The 22,274-nt window shown below is 73.4% G+C and carries 21 protein-coding genes; 10 read left to right on the top strand and 11 right to left on the bottom strand.

What is annotated here, in order from left to right:
• Positions 1 to 2: 2 nt before the first annotated feature.
• Positions 3 to 548, bottom strand: a complete 546-nt coding sequence (locus I8N68_RS19850) for a GNAT family N-acetyltransferase (protein WP_200212204.1) — start codon at positions 546 to 548, stop codon at positions 3 to 5.
• Positions 549 to 694: 146 nt separating this feature from the next.
• On the opposite strand from I8N68_RS19850, the gene I8N68_RS19845 reads away from it, so the two are divergent.
• Complete coding sequence (locus I8N68_RS19845; protein ID WP_200212202.1) at positions 695 to 1,243, top strand: DoxX family protein; 549 nt, start codon at positions 695 to 697, stop codon at positions 1,241 to 1,243.
• Between the two features lie 204 nt (positions 1,244 to 1,447).
• Positions 1,448 to 2,887: a glycosyltransferase 87 family protein gene (locus tag I8N68_RS19840; RefSeq protein ID WP_200212200.1), complete on the top strand. Its 1,440-nt coding sequence runs from the start codon at positions 1,448 to 1,450 to the stop codon at positions 2,885 to 2,887.
• A gap of 51 nt (positions 2,888 to 2,938) precedes the next feature.
• Here the strand turns inward: I8N68_RS19840 and I8N68_RS19835 are convergent, their stop codons facing one another.
• Genes I8N68_RS19835 through moaC form a run of 4 tightly spaced genes read right to left on the bottom strand, consistent with a single transcriptional unit; the run spans position 2,939 to position 5,617 of the window.
• Positions 2,939 to 3,370: a molybdenum cofactor biosynthesis protein MoaE gene (locus I8N68_RS19835; RefSeq protein ID WP_372433774.1), complete on the bottom strand. Its 432-nt coding sequence runs from the start codon at positions 3,368 to 3,370 to the stop codon at positions 2,939 to 2,941.
• Positions 3,367 to 4,626 (bottom strand): molybdopterin molybdotransferase MoeA, encoded by a 1,260-nt coding sequence (locus tag I8N68_RS19830; protein WP_200212190.1) that lies wholly within the window; start codon positions 4,624 to 4,626, stop codon positions 3,367 to 3,369. Before I8N68_RS19830 ends, I8N68_RS19835 begins: the two co-directional genes overlap by 4 nt.
• A 32-nt stretch (positions 4,627 to 4,658) precedes the next feature.
• Complete coding sequence (locus I8N68_RS19825) at positions 4,659 to 5,129, bottom strand: MogA/MoaB family molybdenum cofactor biosynthesis protein (RefSeq protein WP_200212188.1); 471 nt, start codon at positions 5,127 to 5,129, stop codon at positions 4,659 to 4,661.
• Positions 5,126 to 5,617 (bottom strand): cyclic pyranopterin monophosphate synthase MoaC, encoded by a 492-nt coding sequence (moaC, locus tag I8N68_RS19820; protein ID WP_200212187.1) that lies wholly within the window; start codon positions 5,615 to 5,617, stop codon positions 5,126 to 5,128. The genes I8N68_RS19825 and moaC overlap by 4 nt, the downstream gene beginning before the upstream one ends.
• Before the next feature lie 562 nt (positions 5,618 to 6,179).
• Here moaC and I8N68_RS19815 point away from each other — a divergent pair.
• The 5 genes from I8N68_RS19815 (at position 6,180) to I8N68_RS19795 (ending at position 11,935) form a co-directional block, all read left to right on the top strand.
• Positions 6,180 to 8,738: a putative bifunctional diguanylate cyclase/phosphodiesterase gene (locus I8N68_RS19815; protein ID WP_200212180.1), complete on the top strand. Its 2,559-nt coding sequence runs from the start codon at positions 6,180 to 6,182 to the stop codon at positions 8,736 to 8,738.
• Positions 8,739 to 8,774: 36 nt separating this feature from the next.
• A complete protein-coding gene (locus I8N68_RS19810) occupies positions 8,775 to 10,082 on the top strand; it encodes a glycosyltransferase 87 family protein (protein ID WP_200212177.1) in 1,308 nt (435 codons plus the stop codon).
• Positions 10,083 to 10,136: 54 nt separating this feature from the next.
• Positions 10,137 to 10,769 carry a phosphoribosyltransferase gene (locus tag I8N68_RS19805; RefSeq protein ID WP_200212169.1) on the top strand — a complete coding sequence of 211 codons (633 nt, stop codon included), beginning with the start codon at positions 10,137 to 10,139 and terminating at the stop codon, positions 10,767 to 10,769.
• A 23-nt stretch (positions 10,770 to 10,792) separates the two neighbouring features.
• Positions 10,793 to 11,167 (top strand): TFIIB-type zinc ribbon-containing protein, encoded by a 375-nt coding sequence (locus I8N68_RS19800; RefSeq protein WP_200212167.1) that lies wholly within the window; start codon positions 10,793 to 10,795, stop codon positions 11,165 to 11,167.
• A gap of 93 nt (positions 11,168 to 11,260) precedes the next feature.
• Positions 11,261 to 11,935, top strand: coding sequence for a maleylpyruvate isomerase N-terminal domain-containing protein (locus tag I8N68_RS19795; RefSeq protein ID WP_200212164.1), 675 nt, complete (start codon positions 11,261 to 11,263; stop codon positions 11,933 to 11,935).
• Positions 11,936 to 11,983: 48 nt separating this feature from the next.
• On the opposite strand, the gene dnaB is transcribed toward I8N68_RS19795, so the two are convergent.
• Positions 11,984 to 13,369 carry a replicative DNA helicase gene (gene dnaB / locus I8N68_RS19790; protein ID WP_234040215.1) on the bottom strand — a complete coding sequence of 462 codons (1,386 nt, stop codon included), beginning with the start codon at positions 13,367 to 13,369 and terminating at the stop codon, positions 11,984 to 11,986.
• Between the two features lie 412 nt (positions 13,370 to 13,781).
• Between dnaB and I8N68_RS19785 the strand changes: the two genes are divergently transcribed.
• Positions 13,782 to 15,299, top strand: coding sequence for a hypothetical protein (locus tag I8N68_RS19785; RefSeq protein ID WP_200212154.1), 1,518 nt, complete (start codon positions 13,782 to 13,784; stop codon positions 15,297 to 15,299).
• 159 nt (positions 15,300 to 15,458) lie between these two features.
• Here I8N68_RS19785 and rplI read toward each other — a convergent pair whose 3' ends face one another.
• The 4 genes from rplI to rpsF form a co-directional block, all read right to left on the bottom strand.
• Positions 15,459 to 15,905: a 50S ribosomal protein L9 gene (gene rplI / locus I8N68_RS19780; RefSeq protein ID WP_200212149.1), complete on the bottom strand. Its 447-nt coding sequence runs from the start codon at positions 15,903 to 15,905 to the stop codon at positions 15,459 to 15,461.
• A gap of 14 nt (positions 15,906 to 15,919) precedes the next feature.
• A complete protein-coding gene (gene rpsR, locus I8N68_RS19775) occupies positions 15,920 to 16,159 on the bottom strand; it encodes a 30S ribosomal protein S18 (RefSeq protein ID WP_013289355.1) in 240 nt (79 codons plus the stop codon).
• 41 nt (positions 16,160 to 16,200) lie between these two features.
• Positions 16,201 to 16,737, bottom strand: a complete 537-nt coding sequence (locus I8N68_RS19770; protein WP_200212145.1) for a single-stranded DNA-binding protein — start codon at positions 16,735 to 16,737, stop codon at positions 16,201 to 16,203.
• A gap of 80 nt (positions 16,738 to 16,817) precedes the next feature.
• Entirely contained in the window at positions 16,818 to 17,108 is a 291-nt protein-coding gene (gene rpsF / locus I8N68_RS19765) for a 30S ribosomal protein S6 (protein WP_074315517.1), read from the bottom strand.
• 674 nt (positions 17,109 to 17,782) lie between these two features.
• Here rpsF and I8N68_RS19760 point away from each other — a divergent pair.
• Positions 17,783 to 18,574 carry a deoxyribonuclease IV gene (locus I8N68_RS19760; RefSeq protein WP_200212141.1) on the top strand — a complete coding sequence of 264 codons (792 nt, stop codon included), beginning with the start codon at positions 17,783 to 17,785 and terminating at the stop codon, positions 18,572 to 18,574.
• On the top strand, positions 18,571 to 20,649 hold the full coding sequence (locus tag I8N68_RS19755) for a hypothetical protein (protein ID WP_234040183.1): 2,079 nt from the start codon (positions 18,571 to 18,573) through the stop codon (positions 20,647 to 20,649). Before I8N68_RS19760 ends, I8N68_RS19755 begins: the two co-directional genes overlap by 4 nt.
• On the opposite strand, the gene I8N68_RS19750 is transcribed toward I8N68_RS19755, so the two are convergent.
• Entirely contained in the window at positions 20,637 to 22,178 is a 1,542-nt protein-coding gene (locus tag I8N68_RS19750) for a glycosyltransferase family 87 protein (protein ID WP_200212137.1), read from the bottom strand. The genes I8N68_RS19755 and I8N68_RS19750 overlap by 13 nt on opposite strands.
• Positions 22,179 to 22,274: the final 96 nt, after the last annotated feature.

Genomic DNA, 22,274 nt, shown 5'->3' with positions numbered 1-22,274 from the left:
GCTCAGACCTTCGACCACGGTGGCGGGAAGACCACCTCGCCGCGCGGCGGCGGGGCGTCGCCGCTGGCCGACGGGGGCAGGACCAGCGCCTGCCACGGCTCCCCGAGCCCCGACCAGGGGCTGGTCAGCCCCATCCGGTCGGCCCGTTCGAAGCCGAAGCGGCGGTAGAAGGCCGGGTCACCGAGCACCACCACCAGCCGCTCGCCCAACTCGGTCGCGGCGTCCAGCGCCGCCTGTACCACCGCCGTGCCGTGCCCCACCCGCTGCCGGTGCTTCGCGACCGCCACCGGGCCGAGCGCCAGCGCCGGCGCCGCGCCACCGTCCGACCGGACCTGCACCCGGGTCAGCAGTGCGTACCCGACCACCTCGCCGCCGTACTCGGCGACCATGGCCAGCGGCGGAAGCCAGGCCTCGCTGTGCCGAAGGTCGTCGACCAGCCCCACCTCGGGCGGGGTGGCGACGTCGGGCCGCGCGAAGGCGGCCGCCAGCACCTGGGCGACCGGCGCCTCGTCCGCCGGGTCTTCGGGCCGCAGCCGCAGGGTCGTCACCCGCGCGACCTTACCCGGCCAAAGACGTCCATCCGCGACGGTCGCTGGAATTCGCTGTGCCGCACGTAGTGCTGGAGGTCCATGCCGGCCGATCCCTTTCGGGTGTTGCCGGGATAGCGGCCCCCGACACGGGGTATGACTGATCCATGAAACCCGTGCGCTCCCTCGCCCGTGTCATGTTGAGCGGAATCTTCGTGGTCAGCGGCGTCCGCAACCTCCAGAACCCCGGTCGCCTGGTCCCGGCCGCCAAGCCGCTGACCGACCGGGTCGCCCCGCTGATCCAGAAGAACGTCCACTCCCGGTTCCCCACCGACGCCGAGACGCTGGTCCGGGCCAACGCGGCCACCCAGCTCATCGGCGGACTGATGCTGGCCACCGGCAAGTTCACCCGTCCGGCCGCGCTGATCCTCGCCGGGACCCTGGTGCCGGCAACGGCGGCCGGGCATCCCTTCTGGAACAACGACGACCCGGCGGCGCAAAACAACAACCAGGTCCACTTCCTGAAGAACCTCGGGCTCTTCGGCGGGCTGCTGCTGGCGGCGGCCGACACCGAGGGGAAGCCCGGGATGCGCTGGCGCGCCGGCCATCGGATCGGCCACTCCCGACGATCCGTGCAGCGGGCCGTCCGGACCGCGCGCCGGGAGGCGAAGATCGCCGTACGCTCGGCGGCCACCGCCCGCCGAATCCCCGGCTGACCTGCATCAATACGGCCACCACCCCCCGCAAGGCCGCGAATCACCTGAACCACCAGACACCCGTTAACGCGGTGGAAATGTCAAAAACATGTGTGGGATCGGACACGGTCGCATAACGCGGGAGGCAGCAACGTGAGGCGCCGTTCTAGGCTCCGTGCGGGACCTGGACGGGTAGGACGACCTTGGTACGGGGGTGGCCACGCCATGCCGGCGACCGTCGGTAGACGGCTGAACCGCCTCGCCCCAGTCCACCGCGTGACCCGTGGGATCGATCGCAGGACAGTCGTACGGGCCGGCATCGTGGCCGCCGTCGCCTACGCCGCATGGCTGGCCATCGGCGCGTTCGGGCGGCCGTACAACTTCTTCGACATGAAGATCTACCACGGTGCCGTGGTGTGGTGGGCGAGCGGCAACGAGCTGTACGACTTCATCGCACCCTCGACGACGCTGGGTTTCACCTACCCGCCCTTCGCCGGGCTGGTCATGCTGCCGATGTCCTGGCTGCCGGTCGAGGCCGCCGGCTGGCTCAACGCGCTGGCCAGCATCGGTGCGCTGGCGGTGGTCCTGGCCGCGCTGCTGCGCCCGATCGTGGATCGGCTGGGCTGGCCGCTCTGGTTCACCGTCGGCATCGCCACCCCGATGGCGGTCGCCATGGAGCCGGCCCGGGAGACTCTCGGCTACGGCCAGGTCAACCTGCTGCTCTTCGCACTGATCATGGCGGACCTGGTCGGGCTGCGCTGGCGGGCGAGGCGGGGCACGCACCACGACACCGCCGACTCGGCGCTGGCCCGCTTCCTCTACAGCGGCGCCTGGGCCGGCGCGGGGATCGGCCTGGCCACCGCGGTCAAGCTCACCCCGGCGCTGTTCATCGGGTACCTGATGATCACCCGGCAGTGGCGGGCCGCGGTGACCGCCATCGGCACGACGGTCGGCGTCACCCTGGGGACGATCGCCCTGGTCGGCACGGAGTTCCAGACGTACTTCAGCAGCGTGCTGTGGCAGACCGAGCGGGTCGGCGCGGCGGACATGACGCCGAACCAGTCCCTCGCCGGCCTGCTGGCCCGGCTCTACGACTCGATCGAGACGCCCGGCCTGCTCTGGCTGGCCTTCGCGGTGCTGATGCTGGCGCTCGGGCTCTCCCGGGCGGCCGCCGCCCGGGCCGACGGCGACGAGCTGACCGCGTTCACCCTGGTCGGGCTCACCGCCAACGTGATCAGCCCGATCTCCTGGTCGCACCACCTGGTCTGGGTCATCCCGGCGATCATCGTGCTGGCCGACGCGGCGGTCCGCCGCCGCGACGCGAGCCGCGGCCTCCCGCCCCGGGTCACCACCGCGGCCGGCGGGGTGCCGGGGGTCACCGCGCTCCGCCCGCCGATCTGGTACCCGGCGCTCACCGGCCTGCGGCACGCCATCGCCGCGATCGGGCTCTACCTGCTCTTCGTGATCTCGCCCATCTGGCCGTACGAGCACCAACTGCCGGAGGTCTCCCACTACCAGGACGGCCTGTTCGGCGCGCTGATGGAGAACTCGCTGGCGATTTCGCTGATCGTGCTGGTCGCGGCGCTGCCCTGGCGGCCGGGCGCCGAGCCGGCGTTCTACCACGACCGGCTGGCCCGGGCCGGGCTGCTCACCGGCCGCCGCTGACCGTCCCGCCCGGAACGGCCACCACCGGCGGCCACCGCCGCGACCGGCCGGTCAGGGGCAGTTGACCCACTCCTCGGTGCCGTCCGCGAAGACCTGCCGCTTCCAGATCGGCAACCGCGCCTTCACCTCGTCGACGAGCCGCGCGCAGGCCGCGAACGCGACGGCCCGGTGGGCGGTGCTGACCGCCGCGACGAGGGCCACGTCACCGATCTCCAGCGGGCCGATCCGGTGCGAGACGGCCACCGCGTAGACGTCCGGGTCCGCGGCCACCTCGGCGGCGACCTCCCGCAGCACGGTCCCGGCGCTCGGGTGGCCCTCGTACTCCAGGCTGATCACCGCGCGGCCGTGGTCGTGGTCGCGGACCACGCCCTGGAAGGAGACCACCGCGCCGGCCCGCTGGTCGGCCACCGCCGCCTCGTGCGCGGCGAGGTCGAGCGGCTGCTCGGTGACGGTGCCGTGGACGATGGTGCCGGCCGGGCTCACCACGTCCGCTCCCCGGGGGTCAACGGCAGCGGTACGACCGGCACCCGCGCCCCGACCTCGCCGCTGGTGCCGGGCCGGATCACCGCGAAGCCGTCCGCGCCGGCCAGGCCGCGCAGCATCGCCGAGCCGACGTGGCGTACCGGATGGGCGGTGCCGGCGGCCCGGTCCAGCCGGACCAGGGCGAGGTGCGTGTAGTCCCCGCGACCGGGCACCGGCTCGGCGAGGGTGGCCTGCGGCAGCGCCGGCATCGGCCGGCCCTGGAGGCCGGCGAGCAGCGGCGCGACCAGTGAGACCAGCGCGACGATGGCGGACTGCGGATTGCCGGGGAGGCCGGCGACGAACCGCACCCGGCCGTCGGCGTCGACCAGCCGGGCCAGCAGCATCGGGAAGCCGGGACGGACGGCGACGGTGTTGACCACGTAGTCGGCGCCGAGCGCCTCCAGCGTCGGGTGCAGGTGGTCGACCGGGCCGTGCATGGTGCCGCCGGTGGTGCAGACCAGGTCGGCGTTGGCGAGCGCCGCCCGGACGGCGGCCACGTGGGCGGGAAGGGTGTCCGCCACCGGCCCGACCACGTCGGTCGGGCGCACCTGGCAGCCGTACCGGCGCAGCCAGGCGGGCACGGCCGGGCCGAGGGCGTCGCGGACCCGCCCGGCCGCCGGCGGGCCGGCGGTCAGCAACTCGTCGCCGAAGACCAGCAGCGCGGCACGGGGCTGCCGACGGACCCGCAGGGTGTCGTGGCCGCAGGAGGCGGCCAGCCCGATCAGCGCCGGGTCGACCGGGGTGCCGGTGGGGAGCAGTTCCTCGCCGGCGTCCGCCTCCTCGCCCGGCTGGCGCCACTCCGGCGTGGGGCGGGGCGTGCCGGTGACCCGGCCGTCGGCGGTCCGGTCGGACTCCTCAACACGCAGGATGGCGCTGGTGCCCTCCGGGACCATCGCGCCGGTGGCGATCTCGACGGTGGTGCCGTCGGCGGTCAGCGGCGACGGGGTGTTCCCCGCGAGCACCCGCCCGACGACCTCCCACGGCCCGTCCCCGCGCACCGCCCAGCCGTCCACGCTGGAGGTGGGGAAGGCCGGCAGGTCCGTCCGGGTGGTCAGTGGCTCGGCGAGGGTGTGGCCGTCGGCGTCGGCGAGCGGCCGGTTGACGGCGGGAAGCGCGGCGGCGAGGCCGACGGCGTACACCCGGGAGCGGGCCTCCTCCCAGCCGGCCGGCGGCGGCGCGGCCAGCTGGGCCGCGGCGGCTGCGGTTTCCGTGCTCATCCGGCGAGCCTATCGCCGGCTGCCCCGCGCCGTCAGTGGTCGCCACCGCGGAGCTGGTCGACGGCGTGGCGCAGGATCGGCCCGAGCACGGCGAGGCCGTCCTTCGCGCCGCCGGTGGAACCGGGCAGGTTGACCACCAGCATCCGGCCCGCCACCCCGGCGACTCCTCGGGAGAGCGCGGAGGTGGGGACCCGGTCCCGGCTGTGCGCCCGGACCGCCTCGGCGATGCCGGGAATCTCGTAGTCCAGCAGCGCCCGAGTCACGTCCGGCGTCCGGTCGGTCGGCGTGATGCCGGTCCCGCCGCTGGTCAGCACCACGTCGACGCCGTCCGCCCGGGCCGCGCGCAGCGCCTCGCCGACCGGGTCGCCGTCCGGCACCACGACCGGCTCGTCGACCTCGCAGCCCAGCTCGCGCAGGCCCGCGACCAGCAGCGGGCCGCTGGTGTCGGCGTAGACGCCGGCGGACGCCCGGTTGGAGGCAACGACCACCCGGGCCCGGATCACGGCCGGTCCTCCGGCCGCACCCACTCGCCGGTCTTGCCGCCGGACTTGCGGAGCACCCGGACCGCGTCCACGCTGGCCGCCGGGTCGACGGCCTTCACCATGTCGACCAGGGCGAGGCCGGCGACGGCCACCGCGGTCAGCGCCTCCATCTCAACCCCCGTCCGGTCGGCGGTCTTCGCGGTCGCGGTGATCTCCACCGTGTCGTCGGTCAGTCGCAGGTCGACGGTCACCCCGTGCAGGGCGATGGGGTGGCAGAGCGGGATCAGGTCCGGGGTGCGCTTGGCGCCCATGATCCCGGCCAGCCGGCCTACGGCGAGCGCGTCGCCCTTGGGCAGGCCGTCGCGGCGCAGCAGGTCGATGACCTCGGCGGTGGTGCGGAGCCGGCCGGCGGCGACGGCGAGCCGGCCGGAGACCGGCTTGGCGGAGACGTCGACCATCCGGGCCGCGCCGGCCGGGTCGACGTGGGTGAGCTGCGCGGGTTCGGTCACGGCCGCGAGCCTATCTTTCCGGTACGACCCACCGCGCCGCTCGACCGTCGCCGGCTGGGTCAGCGTCGGCAGCCGCCGATGGTGCGGATTCGAGTTGTTACCGGCGCAGCCACGGATCGAAGGGGATAATGAGTATCCCTCGTTTCTGACCGAATTGACCGGCGACCTGCCCGATCTGCGGATGGAACACCCTTTCCCTTCCGCGACACTGAAGGAAGGGCACTGGCCGGACCGGTCACGGCAGCGGTGAGCGATCACACCGACGCGGAGCGAAGACACGCCCTCTCGCTCCGCTCAGGACCGGTGGACACACCGTGACAAACCGCTCCGAGCTTGGCTAATGTTGCGCATAGCGACATTTATTGCTTCAGAACTCCCCTGATCGCTCTTACTCTGCTTGCCAGAGGGAAACATCCCTCCTCCGAAACGGTCCCGAATGGCACCGGGTCATGAAGGGGGAAACGCGATGCGTGGCACCGACTGGAACTGAAACTGAGCCTGGGAGAACGAGTACCCCGACGGTAGGCTGCGGATACGGCAGAGGCAGTGCTCTGGGGGCGGCATGACTCTTTCCCAGCGGCAGCGGCGAAAGAATGAGACCGATCGGCGGCTGAGGCTGCTAGTCGGTCTCGTCGTCGTTGTCGCCGCTGTCGTCCTCGCCGGCGCCCTACCCGGCGCACTGTTCCACGCCCCACCGCGATCCGCGAACGACGTGGCGACGCTCGTGATGCTGACCTTCATGATCGCGGTCGGCACGCTGGTGAAGGCCCGGGTGCGGATCAGGTCGACCACGCAGTCGATCAGCTGGAACGAGACCGCCATCGTCATCGGCGCCGCAATTCTGCCCACTCCCTGGGTCGTGCTCTGCACCGGCGTCGGCCTCGCCCTCGCCTCGCTGCGCCTCTCACCCATGAAGATGGCCTTCGGGGTGGGCAAGAACGTCATGGTCGCCTGGGGCGCCGGCACCGCCCTGGCCCTCATGGGCTGGACCTGGCCGCCCAGCGATCCGCTGGACATGGTGGTGCCACTGGGCATCGCCTATCTCGCGGTCGCGCTCCTCGACGACCTGCTGGCCATTCCCGTCATCGCGCTCGCCTCCGGGACCCGGATCTCCCGCCAGTTCCGCAGCAACCTGGACCTCCGGATCGCCGGCTTCGCCGTCCGGTTCGTGGTCGCCGTCTGCACCCTGGTCATCCTCCGAGCCGACGCCCGGCTGCTGCTTGCCGTGCCGCCGCTGGTGCTCAGCCTGCACCTCGCGTACTCGACCCGGATCCGCACGCGCACCGAGCAGCAGGCCTGGCAACGGCTCGCCCGGACCACCGACGCACTCAACGTCGTCGACCTTGACGAGGTGCTCACCACCGCCGTCACCCAGGCCGCCGAACTCTTCTCCGCCGACCAGGTCGAGATCGAGCTGCGGGACAGCGGCCGAACGGTTCGCGGCGGCACCGCCGGCATCGGGTACGACGGGGACGCCGACGAGCCGAGCCCGGTGACCGGGACGGTCATCCCGGTCGCCCTGGAGGGGCACGACCGGGCGATCGACCTCGGTGTCCTGCGGCTGCGCTTCGCCGGCCCGGTCGAGCTCTCCGAGCGGGAGCGGTACACCCTGCGTACCTTCGCCTCCGCGCTCTGCACGGCGGTCCGCAACGCGCAGGCGTACGCGGAGCTGGCCCGGATCGCCGAGGAGCACGCCCACGCCGCCGCGCACGACGCGCTGACCGGGCTGGCCAACCGGCGTCAGCTGCTGGACGAGGGCACCGAGCAGCTCACCAACCGGCACGCCGACGGGGTGACCGCGCTGGTGCTGATCGACCTCAACCACTTCAAGGAGGTCAACGACACGCTCGGGCACGGCGCCGGGGACCAGGTGCTGATGCAGGTCGCCGACCGGTTGCGCGACGCGACCCGCCCGGGTGACCTGGTGGCCCGGCTCGGCGGGGACGAGTTCGCCGTACTGCTGCGGGGACTGCCGGCCCCGGCGGTCGCCGCGCACCGGGCGGAGGCCCTGCTGGCCGTCCTGCACGAGCCGCTCGACCTGGACGGCATGCGGATCAGCGTGGAAGCCAGCGGCGGCATCGCCGTCGCCCCGGCCACCGGCGGGATCGCCGAGCTGCTGCGCCGCGCCGACGTCGCGATGTACCAGGCCAAACGGGCCGGCCAGCGGATCTCCACGTACGCCCCGACGCGGGACACCGCCGACCTGGGCCGGCTCACCCTCGGCGGCGAGCTGCCCCGGGCGGTGGCCGACCACGAATTCACGGTCAACTTCCAGCCCATCGTCGACCTGGGCAGCGGCGAGGTCACCGGCGCGGAAGCGCTGGCCCGCTGGCACCACCCGACGCACGGCCTGATCGACCCGCTGCGCTTCCTGGAGGCGGTGGAACGCTCCGGCCTGCTGCCCGCGTTCGCGGAGGCGATCCTCGATCAGGCGCTCGTCGCGGCCGGCAGCTGGCGCGCCGCCGGCTTCGACCTGCCGGTGTCGGTGAACGTCTCGCCGCGCAGCCTGCTCGACGCCCGCTTCCCCGGCGCCGTGCTGGCCCGGCTGCGGGCACACGACCTGCCGCCGGACCGGCTGGTGCTGGAACTGACCGAGACGCTGACGCTGAGCCAGCTCGACGTGGTCGACCGGGTGCTCAGCCGGCTCCGCGATTCCGGCGTCCGGCTCGCCCTCGACGACTTCGGCACCGGCTATTCGTCACTCTCCCTGCTCTCCCGCATCCCGGTGCACGAGCTGAAGATCGACCGCAGCTTCGTGACCGCGATGGAGACCTCGGCCGAGGCCGCCGCGGTGATCCGCTCCACCCTGGACCTGGGCCGCAGCCTCGACCTGGCGGTGGTCGCCGAGGGCGTGGAGAGGGAGCCGCAGCGGCGCGCGCTGTGGGAGCTGGGCTGCGCCGCCGGGCAGGGTCATCTCTTCGCCCGGCCGCTGCCGGCCGGCGCGCTGCTCGCCGCCCTCCAGCGTGGCGCGGGCGGACGGCCGGGCACCCTGGCGCCCGCGCTGCACGACGCGGGGGCCGTGATCCGCCTCCCCGGCCGGCGCCAGGGCGCTCGCACTCGCCCAGCCGGCGCCACCGCACCCGCCGCCGGCCAGACCGCCGACGAGCCCCGGCGACGCTGACCGGAGGCGAATCGGCCGTCTGCCAGACTTGCCCGCGTGACCGCCGCCCCCGACCGGATCTCCCGCAGCCGCCAGCGCTGGCGGGCCCTGGACTCCGCCGCCGGCGGCCTCGCCCTCGACCTCGGCCTGTACGCGGTCTCCGCGGTCTTCGCCGCGGTCACCGCCGCCACCTCCACCCTCCCGCCGCACCGCGGCTGGGGGACCATCGCCGCCGTGGGCTACCTGGTGGCGGCGCTCGCGGTGACCGGTCAGCTGCTGCTCCGGCGGCGCCGACCGGACGCCGCGCCCGCCGGGCTCGCCGCCCGCGCGGCGGTGACCGCCGTCGCCTGGGCGACCACCACTCTGCTGCCGTTGGCGGTGCTCAGCATCCAGCGGGCGGCGGGGCGTACCGACCGGGCGCAGGAGGAGGTGGTGGTGGTCGAGCAGGCCGGCGCTCGGCTCGCCGAGCACGGCACCCCGTACCTCGGGCACGACGCGATCGCCGCGCTGCCCCCCACCGAGCAACTGCTCGGCTACACCCCGTACCAGCCGGGGATGGCGCTGTTCGGGCTGCCCCGGGCCGCCGTCGACGCCTGGTGGACCGACTCGCGGGTCTGGTTCGCGCTGGCCACCGCGCTGGTGCTCGCCCTGGCCGTGGGCACCCTGCGGGCCGGGACCGCCGCAGCGCCGGGACGCCCGGACGCCGCCGTGCTGCGGGGCGTACAGGCGGCGACCGTGCTGCAGGTCTGCGCGCTGACCCTGGCCACCGGCGGCGACGACCTGCCCGTACTGGCGCTCTGCCTGCTGGCCCTCGCCCTGGCCGCCGCCGACCGGCCCGGCCGGGCCGGCCTCGCGGTGGGGGTGGCCGGCGCGCTGAAGCTCTTCGCCTGGCCGGTGGCCGTCGTGTTGATCTGCTGGGCCGGCACCCGCCGGGCCGGTGCCCGCGCCGCCCTCGGCGCGGTCGGACTGCCGGTGGCCGCGCTGGTGCCCGCGCTGCTGGTGGACCGGGACGCCCTGGTGGAGAACGTGCTCCGCTTCCCACTCGGGCACGGGCTGGTGACCAGTCCGGCGCAGTCGCCGTTCCCCGGCCACCTGATCGCCACGCAGCTCCCCGCCGGCCGGGCGATCGCCGCCGCGCTGCTGGTGGCCGTCGGGGTGGCGATCGCCGTCCGGCTCCTGCGCCGCCCGCCACGCACGGCCGCCGCCGCGGCGCTGATCTGCGGGTACGGGCTGCTCGCGGCGATCCTGCTGATGCCCTCGACCCGATTCGGCTACCTGCTCTACCCGCTGGCCCTGCTGGTCTGGGCGCCCGCGCTGGCGCTCGCCGGGGCCCGGGCCGCCCGCCGCCCGGTGCCCACCGGCTGACCTTTCCCGGAAAGTTCCGGGCGCGGCCGGCCGGCAGGGCGTAGACCTGAGGACATGACCACCTATCGCGACCGCGCCGAGGCCGGCCGGATGCTCGCCGACCGGCTCAGCGGACTCACCGGGCAATCGGATGTCATCGTGCTCGGGCTGGTCCGCGGCGGCGTCCCGGTGGCCCAAGTCGTCGCGGAGCGGCTCGGCGCGCCGCTGGACGTGCTGGTGGTCCGCAAGCTCGGCATGCCCATGGCGCCCGAGGTGGCCTACGGCGCGCTCGGCCCCGGCGGGGTGCAGGTGCTCAACGAGATGATCGCCGGCGGGCTGAGCGAGGACGACCGGGCCGAGGTCCGGCAGCGGGAGCAGGCCGAACTGGACCGACGGGAACGCCGCTACCGCGCCGGCCGGCCACCGCTGGAGCTGACCGGCCGGACCGCGGTCATCGTCGACGACGGGCTGGCCACCGGCGCCACCGCGCGGGCCGCCGTACAGGTGGCCCGGCACCTGGGCGCCGCCCGCGTGGTGGTCGCCGTCCCGGTCGGCTCCCAGCAGGCGTACGAGATGGTGGCCGCCGACGCCGACCAGGTGGTCTGCGCCCAGACCCCGCCGGACTTCGGTGCGGTCGGGGCGTACTACGACGACTTCCACGAGGTCTCCGACGACGAGGTCACGGAGGCGCTGACCGCCACCGCGTGAACTCACCGGGTACCTTCGATGTCATGCAGCTCACCTGCCCCAAATGTCACGGAGACATGCGCCAGTACGAGCGCAGCGGCGTCATCATCGACCAGTGCGGCGAATGCCGCGGCATCTTCCTCGACCGCGGTGAACTCGAGAAGCTCTTCGAGGCCGAGGCGACCTGGAACCAGCAGCACGGCGCCCCCAAGCCGGCCGCCCAGCCCGCCGGTGGCGGGTACCCGCCCCCGCCCCCCGCACCGCACCAGCCCGGGTACGGTGCCGTCCCGCCGCCCCCGCCGCCGCCCGGCCACGGCTACGCGCAGCCCGCGTACGGCCAGGGCCAGCACTACGGCTACCACGGCCACTACAAGCGGAAGAAGCACCACGGCGGCTTCCTCGGCGAACTCTTCGACTGAACCCGGAACGGCCGGGTCGGCGACCTGCCGGCCCGGCCCTCACCCGTTCCGGCCGCCGTGCCGAGCGACCCCGGCCGTGGCATTCTGCACCGCATGACGGCCATCCGGCAGGACGAAGCCCTGCGCCAGGCGTACGAGGGCATCACCGCCGTGGTCACCGGCCTCGACGACGCGGAGTTGCAGACACCGACACGCTGCCAGGGCTGGCTGGTGGCGGACCTGCTCTTCCACGTCCTCTGCGACGCCCAGCGGGCCCTGGTCGCGCTGGCCAGCCCCGCGGCCGGCCCCGCCGACGTGGACGACGTCAGCTACTGGCGCGCCGTCCCGACCGGCGGCGACGGCGCCCGGCACGCCTGGTGGGCCCGGCGCTCGGCGGCCGCCTTCGACCGGCCCAGCGGGGTGGTCCGGATCTGGTCGGACACCGCTCCCGCCGCCGTACGGGCGGCCGCCGCCGCCGACCCGGACGGCTTCGTCACCACCCAGGGGCACGTGCTGCGGGTCGCCGACCTGCTGGCCACGCTGACCACCGAGGCAGTGATCCACCACCTCGACCTGGTGGTGGGTCTGCCCGACGCGCCGCCGCCGGCCGAACTGCCCACCCGGGTCGCGGTCACCACCATGGACGGCCTGCTCAGTGACGAGGCCGTCCGCCCGGCCGGCTGGGACGACCGGGACTACCTGCTCCGGGCGGCCGGGCGGGTACCGCTCAGCGACCGGGACCGGCTGGAACTGGGCGAGGCCGCCGGCTGGTTCCCGCTGATCGGCTGACCGCCGCTGGGCGGGCCGACCGGCCGGGGCACCGTCGCTCGGTGCGGCTCAGCCGATGGCCATGTCGACGAAGCGGGACAGGTGCAGCTGCGCGGCGACCGTCACGGTGTCGGTCGGGCCGTTCCGGTGCTTGGCAACAATGAAATCCGCCTCGCCGGCCCGCGGCGACTCCTTGTCGTAGTAGTCGTCGCGGTGCAGCAGGATGACCACGTCGGCGTCCTGCTCGATCGAACCGGATTCACGCAGGTCGGAGAGCTGAGGACGCTTGTCGGTCCGCTGCTCGGGGCCACGGTTCAGCTGGCTCACCGCGATCACCGGGCACTCGACCTCCTTGGCCAGCAGCTTCAGGCCACGGGAGAGGTCGGCGACCTCCTGCTGCCGACTCTCGGTGCGCTTCGGCGAGGTCATCAGCTGGAGATAGTCGACCACGATCATCTTGAGGTCGTGTTTCTGCTTGAGTCGCCGCGCCTTGGCCCGGATCTCCATCAGGTTCATGCTCGGCGTGTCGTCGACGAAGAGCGGCGCCTCGCTGATCTCGCCCATGCACCGGGCCAGCTTCGTCCAGTCGTCGTCGGAGAGCTGCCCGCTGCGCAGCACGTGCAACGGGACGCGGGCCTCGGCCGAGAGGAGTCGCATGACGATCTCGACCTTGCTCATTTCCAGCGAGAAGATCGCGGCGGCCTGGTTGGCGCGGATAGCCGCATTTCGGGCAAAGTCCATACTTGCCGTTGACTTCCCCAAACCAGGCCTGCCCGCCACGATAATGAGTTGGCCGGGATGCAGGCCGTTGAGCAGCCGGTCGAGGTCGCTGAAGCCCGTCGGCACCCCGGTCATCACCCCGCCGTGGGCGCCCACGGCCTCGATCTCGTCGAGGGTCGGCTGGAGCATGTCGGCGAGGACCGCGAAGTCCTCGTTGACCCGCCGCTCGGTGATGTCGTAGACGGCCTGCTGGGCCAGGTCGACGATGTCGTCCACGTCCCGGCTGCCGCCCTGACCGGTGCCGTACCCGAGCTGGACGATCTTGGTGCCGGCCGCGACCAGGCGGCGGAGCACCGCCCGCTCGCCCACGATCCGCGCGTAGTACGCGGCGTTCGCCGCCGTCGGCACGCTGGCGATCAGCGTGTGCAGGTAGGGGGCGCCGCCGATCCGGGCCAGGTCACCGGAGTCGGCGAGGGCGGCAGCGACGGTGATCGGGTCGGCCGGCTCACCCCGGCCGTAGATGTCGAGGATCGCGTCGAAGATCGTGGCGTGCACCGGGCGGTAGAAGTCGGCGGACTTCAGGATCTCGACGACGTCGGCGATGGCGTCCTTGGAGAGCAGCATCCCGCCGAGGACGCACTGCTCGGCCGCCACGTCCTGGGGCGGGGTCCGCTCGAACTGCCCGTCCCGTGGCGCCGGCGCGGGCGACTGCCCACCGGACCGCTCCGTCCGCATGTCGTCGGTGACCGACACGGGTCCCCCTCACTGCGTTCGGATCTGGTCCAGGTCTACCGCCGGCGTCTGACAACTTCCGCCGACCTTCCGGTCGATCGGGGGCCACCGGCCGGACGGTCGGGGGCCAACGATACGGACCACGAGGTCAGCCACTCAACAACGCCGGTGGACGAGCCTCGGGACAACCTGTGGACGTCGGTGCACAGGCATGTGCGCAGGGTGTGCACAGCATGTGGACAAGAGCTGGGGAATTCCGGCCGTTGCCGCCCTGACCTGCGGTTTTGCAATCCCCACCCTGTGGACGGAAGATTTCGGGTCGAGCTCCGGGGCCGATCGTCCCGTACTATCTCAGCGAACGGCTACACCTGGACAGCGGATTGCACTTTCGGTTGAGAAGGGTCACGCTCCGGCCGTGAGTTACCGGGACTGGGGAAGCGGGGAGGGCAGCCCGCGCGATCACCCGATCGCCCCCTGGGACGATCCCGCCGAGCCCTGCCCGGTCGAGCCGTACGCCGCCGGCCGCAGCCGCGCCTCCAGCCGCCGATCGGCCGTCGAGCGGGGCGAGGCGGAACCGGTCGACCCGTACCTGCCCCGCTGGGCCGTCGAGTCGGGCGTCAGCCGGGCGGACGGCGGAGGCCGGCACGCCGCCCCCGACGACGACGACCGCCCGACCACCGACGACGGGTGGCCCGCCGCTGCCGACACCGGCTGGCGTCGGGAGCGCGAGCCGCGCGCCATCGGCGTCGGCCCGGCCGCCGAACACACCGCCGAGTGGACCCTCGACGCGCCGCAGGAGCGGGGGTACGTCGGCAGCCGGCGGGCCGATTTCGACGAGGACGAGCCGGTCTCCGGGGCGGCCCCGCGGAGCCGGCCGCGACGTGCCCCGTCCCGTCGCCCCCAGGTGATCTGGTCGGGCGTGGAGGACGCGCCCCCGTCCGAGCGGGAGGGCGACCGGTGGGACACCGGGCGGCCCGCCCGGCGCAGCCGACGGACCGCCGACGAATCGTGGTCGCGCCCAGCGACCGGCTCGTGGGAGCGCGGCCGGACGGTCGGGCCGGATCCGGCCGACCAGCCGGCGGTCGACCCGTGGGACGCCTCCGGAGTGCACGCCTGGGACCGGTCCGCGACCGGCGGGCAGTGGGACCAGGCGGACGGCACCGGGCGCTGGGACCGCTCCGACCACACCGGCGAGTGGGACCGGTTGACCGACACGGGCCAGTGGGACCGGTACGGCGACCCGGGTCGCTGGGACCGGTACGCGCAGGCCGACGAGTGGGACCGGACGGTCCCGCCGACACCGCTACGGGACCGGGCGGCCGAGGGGTGGTCGTCGACGGAGCCGGCCGATGGCTTCTGGTCCGGGACGCGGCTGGCCGGGGACGACCCCCGCTGGGTGGCCGCCCCGTCGTCGGCGCCCCGCTCACCGGCGGTGGCCTACAGCGCCCCGCGCCCCCGTCCCGCCCCGCGGCGCCGGGTCGCACCGGTCACCACGGCCGGCGGGGCGTCGATCCGGCGGCGGATGGAGACGATCGGCGGTGGGTCGTGGACCCGTCGCCTCGAGGACGACCTGCTCGACCCGGACCCGGGTGGGCCGATCCGCCCGCTGATCTACACGGCCGCCTGCTATCTGGTGCCCGCAGTGCTGGTCTTCCTCTGGCTGCTGACACTCGACGGGCAGGCGCCGCCGGGCTGCGTCACCGACATCACCGGTGGGGGTTGCGACTCGCCCCGGGCGCACGCCCTCGGCTCGCTGATTGCGGGGGCGCCGCGGTTCGGGCTGGCGCTGGTGAGCAGCCTGGTCATCGCCGTGCTGCTGCGCCGGGTCGGGACGACCTGGCGGTCGGCGACGGTGGCGCTCGCGGCGGCCGTGGTCGGCGGCGGCCTCTCCACCGTGCTGATCAGCGCGGTAACCGGCCAACCAATCGGCTGACCCCCGGGCCCAACCTGCGCCGCGCCCACGTCACGCCGCCCGCGTCGAGGAGCATGAGGTCCCTGCGATGCTGGGGGCGGGGCGGGGCGCGGTCGCGGGCGATGCGGAAAGGGCCCGCACCGTTGCCGGTGCGGGCCCTTTCGTTGGTGCTGTCGGGTGTCAGCCCTGGACGACGTGCAGGTCGAACTTCGCGGACACCTCGGGGTGCAGCTTGATCCGCACCGGGTAGCCGCCGGTCGACTTGATGTGACCGGGCACCTCCAGCCGACGGCGGTCCAGGATCGGGCCGCCGGCCGCCTTCACGGCATCGACGATCTCGGCCGGGGTGACCGAGCCGAAGAGCCGCCCGCCGTCGCCGGCGCGGGCCTTCAGGGTGACCTTGAGACCCTCGAGCTGGGCCTTGACCTCGTTGGCGTGGTCGAGGTCGCGGATCTCGCGGGCCGAACGGGCCCGCTTGATGACCGTGACCTGCTTCTCCGCGCCCTTGGTCCAGGCGATCGCGAAGCCCTGCGGCAGCAGGTAGTTACGGCCGTAGCCGTTCTTCACCTCGACGATGTCGCCCGGGGCACCGAGGCCGGACACCTCCTGAGTCAGGATGATCTTCATGTCGGTGCCTCCTCTCAGCGGGTCGTGGCCGTGTACGGCAGGAGCGCCATCTCGCGGGCGTTCTTGACCGCACGGGCGATCTGCCGCTGCTGCTGCGAGGTAACGCCGGTCACCCGCCGAGCGCGGATCTTGCCGCGGTCGGAGATGAACTTGCGCAGCAGCGCGGTGTCCTTGTAGTCGATGTAGGTGATCCCGTCCTTGTCGAGCGGGTTCACCTTCTTCTTCGGCTTGCGAAGTGCCGCAGCCTTGGCCATTGCTCGTGCTCCTGGTTTGCGATCGCGGGCGCTCGGCGCCATTAGAACGGAGGCTCCTCGTCGAAGTTGCCGCCCGAACCACCGCGCGAGGGAGCAGCCGGCGCAGCCGAAGCCCAGGGGTCGTCGAAGTTGCCTCCGCCGCCGCCCTGACCGCCGCCACCACCGGAGCCGAAGCCACCGCCGCCACCGCCGGAGCGCGACATCTTCTGCACCTTCGCCGTGGCGTAGCGCAGCGACGGGCCGATCTCGTCGACCTCGAGCTCGATGACGGTGCGCTTCTCACCCTCGCGGGTCTCGTACGACCGCTGACGCAGCCGACCCGAGACGATCACGCGGGCGCCCCGCTGCAGCGACTCGGCGACGTGCTCCGCCGCCTGGCGCCACACCGTGCAGGCCAGGAAGAGCGGCTCGCCGTCCTTCCATTCGTTGGTGGTCTTGTCCATGAACCGGGGCGTCGAAGCGACCCGGAACTTGGCGACCGCCGCACCCGACGGGGTGAACCGCAACTCGGGGTCATCGGTCAGGTTGCCGATGACCGTGATGGTGGTGTCTCCTGCCATGACCATCTCCTCGCGCACTCATCAGATCCCGCGTACAGGCTCTCAGAGCCGTACGACAGAGCCGATGAGGCTGATCCGGGCGAACCGGGGTTGAATGCTTAGCGCATCTCCGGCCGGATGACCTTGGTGCGCAGCACGGACTCGTTGAGCCGCAGCTGACGGTCCAGCTCGGCCACCGCCGCAGGCGTGGCCTGCAGGTCGACGACGGCGTAGATGCCCTCGGCCTTCTTGTTGATCTCGTACGCGAGGCGCCGGCGGCCCCACACGTCGGTCTTCTCCACCGAGCCACCCGCGGTCCGGATCACGTTCAGGTACGTGTCGAGCGACGGGGCGACGGTGCGCTCCTCGAGGCTGGGGTCGAGGATCACCATGACTTCGTAATGACGCAAGACGTACTCACCTCCTGTGGGCTAAGCGGCCACGGTCCTTCCGTGGCAGGAGGTCTGCGTCGTGGCCCGCCCGGTACCGGGGGGACCCGGCCGGACGCGGACAACCGGACCAGGATACCCGGTCCGGACGATCATGCCCGGGGCCGGTCGGCCGCACCGGCCGGGCGCGCGAACAGGGGCCCACCGCCGGTGTCGAGCACCGGAGGTGGACCCCTGTCCACGAGGCCGCGGGGCGTCCCGTCCGCATTCCTTGGGTGGGACCTGGGGAGGAACGACCACACCGATGAGGTTGGATCGAGGACGCCCCGCGGAGCTTTATCGTGTTGTCAGCTGATCTGACCATACAACGGCTCTCATCACCTGTTGGGGTAAATGGAGGAATTTGCCCCAACACCCGCGGATCCGGCCACCGGTGACGCGAGCCGGGATGCCGCCCCGTCGTGCCGGGCCGCACGGCGGGGCGACGCATTTTCCGGCGGTCTCTTCCCGGCCGGGCGCGGGTGAACCGCGCCGAGCGGAGCGTCGACCATCGATCCCACTTCGGACAACGACCGCCCGCCCGCCGGGTGACGCACCCCCTTCGCCGGCCCGCGCACCGCGCCGCCGAACCGCGTGGCGGACACCCGGCGCCGCCGTGACCCCGCACGTCGGGGGCGCGACGTAGGCTCCCCTGCATGCGAATCGGAGCCCACGTCGATCCGACCGACCCGCTGGCCGAGGCCGCCGCCCGCGACGCCGAGGCCGTGCAGTTCTTCCTCTCCGATCCCCAGGGCTGGAAGGCGCCGAAGCCCCGGGCGGACGCCGACCGGCTGCGCGATGCGGACGTCGACCTCTACGTCCACGCGCCGTACGTCATCAACGTGGCCACGCTCAACAACCGGATCCGGATCCCGAGCCGCAAGCTGCTGCTGGGCCACGCCACCGCTGCGGCGGCGATCGGCGCGAAGGGGCTCATCGTGCACGGCGGTCACGTCAACGCCGGTGACGACCTGACGGTCGGCTTCGACAACTGGCGGAAGACCTTCGCGTACGCGGCCGACTCGGGCGGCTTCCCGCTCCCGGTCCTGATCGAGAACACCGCCGGCGGCGACAACGCCTGCGCCCGGCACCTCGACGCGCTGGCCCGGCTCTGGGACGCCCTGTCCGACTACGAGGTGGGCTTCTGCCTCGACACCTGCCACGCCCACGCCGGCGGCGAGGAGTTGCTGGGGCTGGTCGACCGGGTCAAGGCGATCACCGGCCGGATCGACCTGGTGCATGCCAACAACTCCAAGGGCGCCTTCAACTCCGGGCAGGACCGGCACGACAACCTCGACGGCGGCACGATCGACCCGGACCTGGTGGTGGCGGTGATCCGGGCCGCCGGCGCCCCGGTCATCGTGGAGACCCCGGGCGGGGTCGAGGGCCAGGCCGCCGACATCGCCCTCCTGCGCGGGCAGCTCGGCACCGGGACGCCGGCCGCATGACCACCGAGCAGTCCGACGCGAAGGACCGACCGGCCGCGGCACAGGCCGGCGGGGACGGACCGGCCGGTGCGGCCGGCGGGGACGGTGCGGCCGCCGGCGGCACCGGGGCGGGAGACGGCGTCACCAGCGGCGATCGGCACCCGACCACCGCGAAGGGCGGGCCCACGCCCACCGTCGACGAGCCCACCGCCGGCCCGGGCGAGGGCACCGGAAGAAGGCCCGCGACCGACGGCGCCGCCGCGACCGGCGAGCAGGGCGGCAGCGCCGGCAAGGAACCGCCCGCCGAGGGTACGGAGCAGGCAGCCGCCTGGTCCGCCTTCGGTCCCGCCCCCGACCCGGTGCTCGGCCGCCCCCGCCGGACGCTCCGTGCGGTCGGCCGGTTCCTGGTCCACGAGTGGACGCTGGCCGGCGTGGCCGCGCTGGCCCTGGCCGTCCTGCTCACCTGGCCGACGCTGCGCTATCCGCTCTACACGCTGCCGCAGGACTACTGGGACCCGAGCCTGCAGTCCTGGCAGCTGGCCTGGTCCGGGCACATCCTGCTGACCGACCCGGCCCAGCTCTGGCAGTCCAACACATTCTTTCCGGAGAAGTGGAGCTTCGCCTTCTCCGACACCCTCCTCGGGTACGCCCCGGCCGGCATGATCGGCACCGGTCCCGAGGCGGCGGTGCTGCGCTACAACATCATGTTCGTGCTCGCCCACGCCCTCGCCGCGTTCGGGGCGTACGCGCTTGCCCGGCAACTGGGCGCGGGCCGGATCGGGGCCGCAGTGGCCGGCGCCGGCTACGCGTACGCCCCCTGGCTGCTGGCCCAGGCCGGGCACCTGCACATCCTCTCCAACGGGGGCATCCCGCTGGCGCTGGCCATGCTCGCCCGGGGGCACGGCTGGTCGCTGCGGTACGGCTACCGCCCCCGGCGCCGGCACGCCGGGTGGGCGTACGCCGGGTGGGTGGTGGCGGCGTGGCAGCTCAGCCTCGGCTTCGGCATCGGGCTGCCGTTCGCGTACCTGCTGGGCGGCATCGTGCTGGTCTCGATCGCCGTCTGGTGCGGCCGGCGCTGGTCGGGCCGGCGCGAGAAGCGCCCGTTCGGCCTCCGGCTGCTCCTGGCCGACCTGGTCGGCGGCGCGCTCTTCGCCGCGGTGGGCGCGCTGCTGGCCGTGCCGTACTTCAAGGTCGCCGAGCTGCACCCGAACGCCCAGCGGACGCTCGGCGACATCGACATCTACTCGCCGCCGGTGAGCGGCTTCTTCACCGCGCCAGCGGAATCGCGGATCTGGGGCGGCCTGCATGAGGGGGCGCGCGCCGCGCTGCCCTGGCACCCGGAGATGACGCTGCTGCCCGGCTTCGTGCTCTACGCGCTGGCCGCCGGCGGTCTCTTCTTCTCGGTCTGGCGGCTGCGGCACCGGTTGTTGCTGCTCGCCGGGGTGCTGGTCACGATGGCCCTGGCCATGGGGACCCGGTTCTTCGGCGGCACCTTCACCTACGTGCCGCTCTTCGAGTACCTCCCCGGGTGGAACGGGCTGCGGACGCCGGGCCGGATGATGCTCTGGACGACCCTGCTGCTCGGCGTGCTCGCCGCCGGCGCGGTGACCGCGTTCTGCGCCCGGGTGCGCGAGCTCGCCGCCGAGCGGGTGCCGGCGTGGCCCGGGCCGTGGCTGCGGCTGGCCACCCTGCTGCCCCTGTTGCTGGTGCTCGTCGAGGGTCTGAACACCACCCCGCACCCGGTGTTACCGGTGCAACCCGCGGCCCTGCGCACGGTGGACGGTCCGCTGCTGGTCCTGCCCAGCAGCCAGAACCTGGACCAGCCGGTGATGCTCTGGTCGACCAGCCGGTTCCAGGACATGGTCAACGGGGGCAGCGGCTTCACCCCGGACAGTCAGGCCCGGGTCCGCGAGCTCACCCTCGGCTTCCCGGACCAGCCCAGCGTCGACTACCTGCGCACGCTCGGCATCCGCAACGTGGTCGTCCTGCGCGGCCAGCTGGCCGGGACCCCTTGGGAGCGGATCATCGACAACCCGGTCGACGGCCTAGGCATCACCCGCGAGGAAGTCGGCGACGCGGTGGTCTACCGGCTCTGAGCCGGCTCGCCGTGGGTGCTGATGGGGCGGTCGCGCAGCCTGGTGTACCAGGGCGCGTCGGGGGCGCCGTCGAGGACACCGCCGTCCGGGTCGTCGGCGTAGGTGCGGCGGACCGCGTCATGCTCCGGGTGGAGGATGTCCCGGATCACGAAGCCGCAGAGCACCGCGACGGTGATCAGGCGCAGGCTGGCCGCCAGCACGAACACCCCCTCGGGGAAGACCGGTCGGCTGGTGGCGGCACCGAGCAGCTCGCCGTAGAACGCGGCGAAGTAGCACACCTCGGCGACCTGCCAGGCCAGGAACGCACCCCAGCGGGGCCGGGCGAGCACCGCGAGCGGGAGCAGCCAGAGCACGAACTGCTGGGACCAGACCTTGCTGAAGATCAGGAAGGCGGCGACCACCAGGAAGGCGAGCGGGGCGAGCCGCGGCCGGCGCGGCGCCAGCAGCGCCAGCGCCGCCACGCCCAGGCAGGCCAGCCCGAAGAGCAGGTACGACAGCGCGTTGAGGGTCGGGATGTGGACGTTCAGCCACTCGAACGGCCCGAGGTTGCCGGGGGTGGGTGGGCTGACCTTCCCGTCCAGGTAGCGGCCGATGTACCAGAGGGTGCCCCAGTCGATGGGCCGGGTGGTGTTCAGCTCGAAGAAGCGGGACCAGTTCTCCCGGTACGGCAGGGCGACCGGCAGGTTCACCGTGATCAGCACCACCGCCCCGGCGGCGATCGCGGTGAGCGCGGCCCGCAGCCGGGCGGCGCGCAGGGCCAGCACCAGGATCGGCCAGAACAGGAACAGCGGCCACATCTTCGCCGCACCGGCCAGGCCCAGCAGCACCCCGGCCAACACCGGACGCAGAACCCTCCACAGCGGACCGTCACCGCCCGGGCGCCGCTTGGCCCAGGCGGCGAGCCCGAACGCGGCCAGTCCGATGGCAAGGAAGTCCCAGTTCACCGTGGTGGTGAGCAGCAGCGCGGGGGCGAGCGCGAAGAGCGCCGCGTCCCAGGGTCGGCGGCGGCGCAGCGCGAGGATCACCCCCACCGTGGCGACCGCGAGGGCGCTGAGCACCAGCGCGTTGAGGTTGTAGAACCACTGCCCCTGGTTGATGCCCGGGTCGTCGGCGCCCAGGGCGTGCACCGGCAGCCCGAGCGCGCCCATGAAGTAGCCGGTCAGCACCGGGTACTCCACCGGGTGGTCGGCGTAGGGCACCTTGCCCTCGTTGAGTCCTTCGGCGTAGTAGAGCGCCAGCACATCGGTGTAGCACATCCGGGTGTACTGCACGTTGTTCTGCCAGGCGCCGTCCTGGCAGGGCGACTTCTGCACCCAGTGCAGGGCCAGGGTCAGGCAGACCAGGGCCAGCACGATCCGGGCGGCCGTCCAGAACCGCCCCTCCCGGCCGGCGGGCCGGTCCAGCGCGACCGCGTGGTCGCCCAGCGGTCCGCCGATCACCTCGGAGACGCCGCGGACGAAGCCGTCCGAGCGGGACGGGTGGTCGGTGGTCCCGGCGTCGTCGATGCCTGCCGTCGACTGGGTGCTCATGGAGAGGAATCCTGCCGTACGGCAGGGGCCGCCGTCCCGTCCGACCGCACAAATTCCGGTACCCGGATACGCCGACGGCGGCCGGACGCATGGTCC

Origin of the sequence: Micromonospora coerulea, from assembly GCF_016598485.1 — a bacterium.
Taxonomy (GTDB): Bacteria; Actinomycetota; Actinomycetes; order Mycobacteriales; family Micromonosporaceae; genus Micromonospora; species Micromonospora coerulea.
Note: the sequence above shows the minus strand (reverse complement) of the source record. Positions and strands in the feature narration are given on the sequence as shown.

Bases quoted from the DNA above. Each gene is read 5' to 3' on its own strand.
- I8N68_RS19795 (WP_200212164.1), top strand. From the start codon at position 11,261: ATGACGGCCATCCGGCAGGACGAAGCCCTGCGCCAGGCGTACGAGGGC.
- rplI (WP_200212149.1), bottom strand. From the start codon at position 15,905: ATGAAGATCATCCTGACTCAGGAGGTGTCCGGCCTCGGTGCCCCGGGC.
- I8N68_RS19750 (WP_200212137.1), bottom strand. From the start codon at position 22,178: ATGAGCACCCAGTCGACGGCAGGCATCGACGACGCCGGGACCACCGAC.
- I8N68_RS19800 (WP_200212167.1), top strand. From the start codon at position 10,793: ATGCAGCTCACCTGCCCCAAATGTCACGGAGACATGCGCCAGTACGAG.
- I8N68_RS19760 (WP_200212141.1), top strand. From the start codon at position 17,783: ATGCGAATCGGAGCCCACGTCGATCCGACCGACCCGCTGGCCGAGGCC.
- I8N68_RS19840 (WP_200212200.1), top strand. From the start codon at position 1,448: ATGCCGGCGACCGTCGGTAGACGGCTGAACCGCCTCGCCCCAGTCCAC.
- rpsR (WP_013289355.1), bottom strand. From the start codon at position 16,159: ATGGCCAAGGCTGCGGCACTTCGCAAGCCGAAGAAGAAGGTGAACCCG.
- dnaB (WP_234040215.1), bottom strand. From the start codon at position 13,369: ATGCGGACGGAGCGGTCCGGTGGGCAGTCGCCCGCGCCGGCGCCACGG.
- I8N68_RS19830 (WP_200212190.1), bottom strand. From the start codon at position 4,626: ATGAGCACGGAAACCGCAGCCGCCGCGGCCCAGCTGGCCGCGCCGCCG.
- I8N68_RS19815 (WP_200212180.1), top strand. From the start codon at position 6,180: ATGACTCTTTCCCAGCGGCAGCGGCGAAAGAATGAGACCGATCGGCGG.
- I8N68_RS19805 (WP_200212169.1), top strand. From the start codon at position 10,137: ATGACCACCTATCGCGACCGCGCCGAGGCCGGCCGGATGCTCGCCGAC.
- I8N68_RS19755 (WP_234040183.1), top strand. From the start codon at position 18,571: ATGACCACCGAGCAGTCCGACGCGAAGGACCGACCGGCCGCGGCACAG.
- I8N68_RS19845 (WP_200212202.1), top strand. From the start codon at position 695: ATGAAACCCGTGCGCTCCCTCGCCCGTGTCATGTTGAGCGGAATCTTC.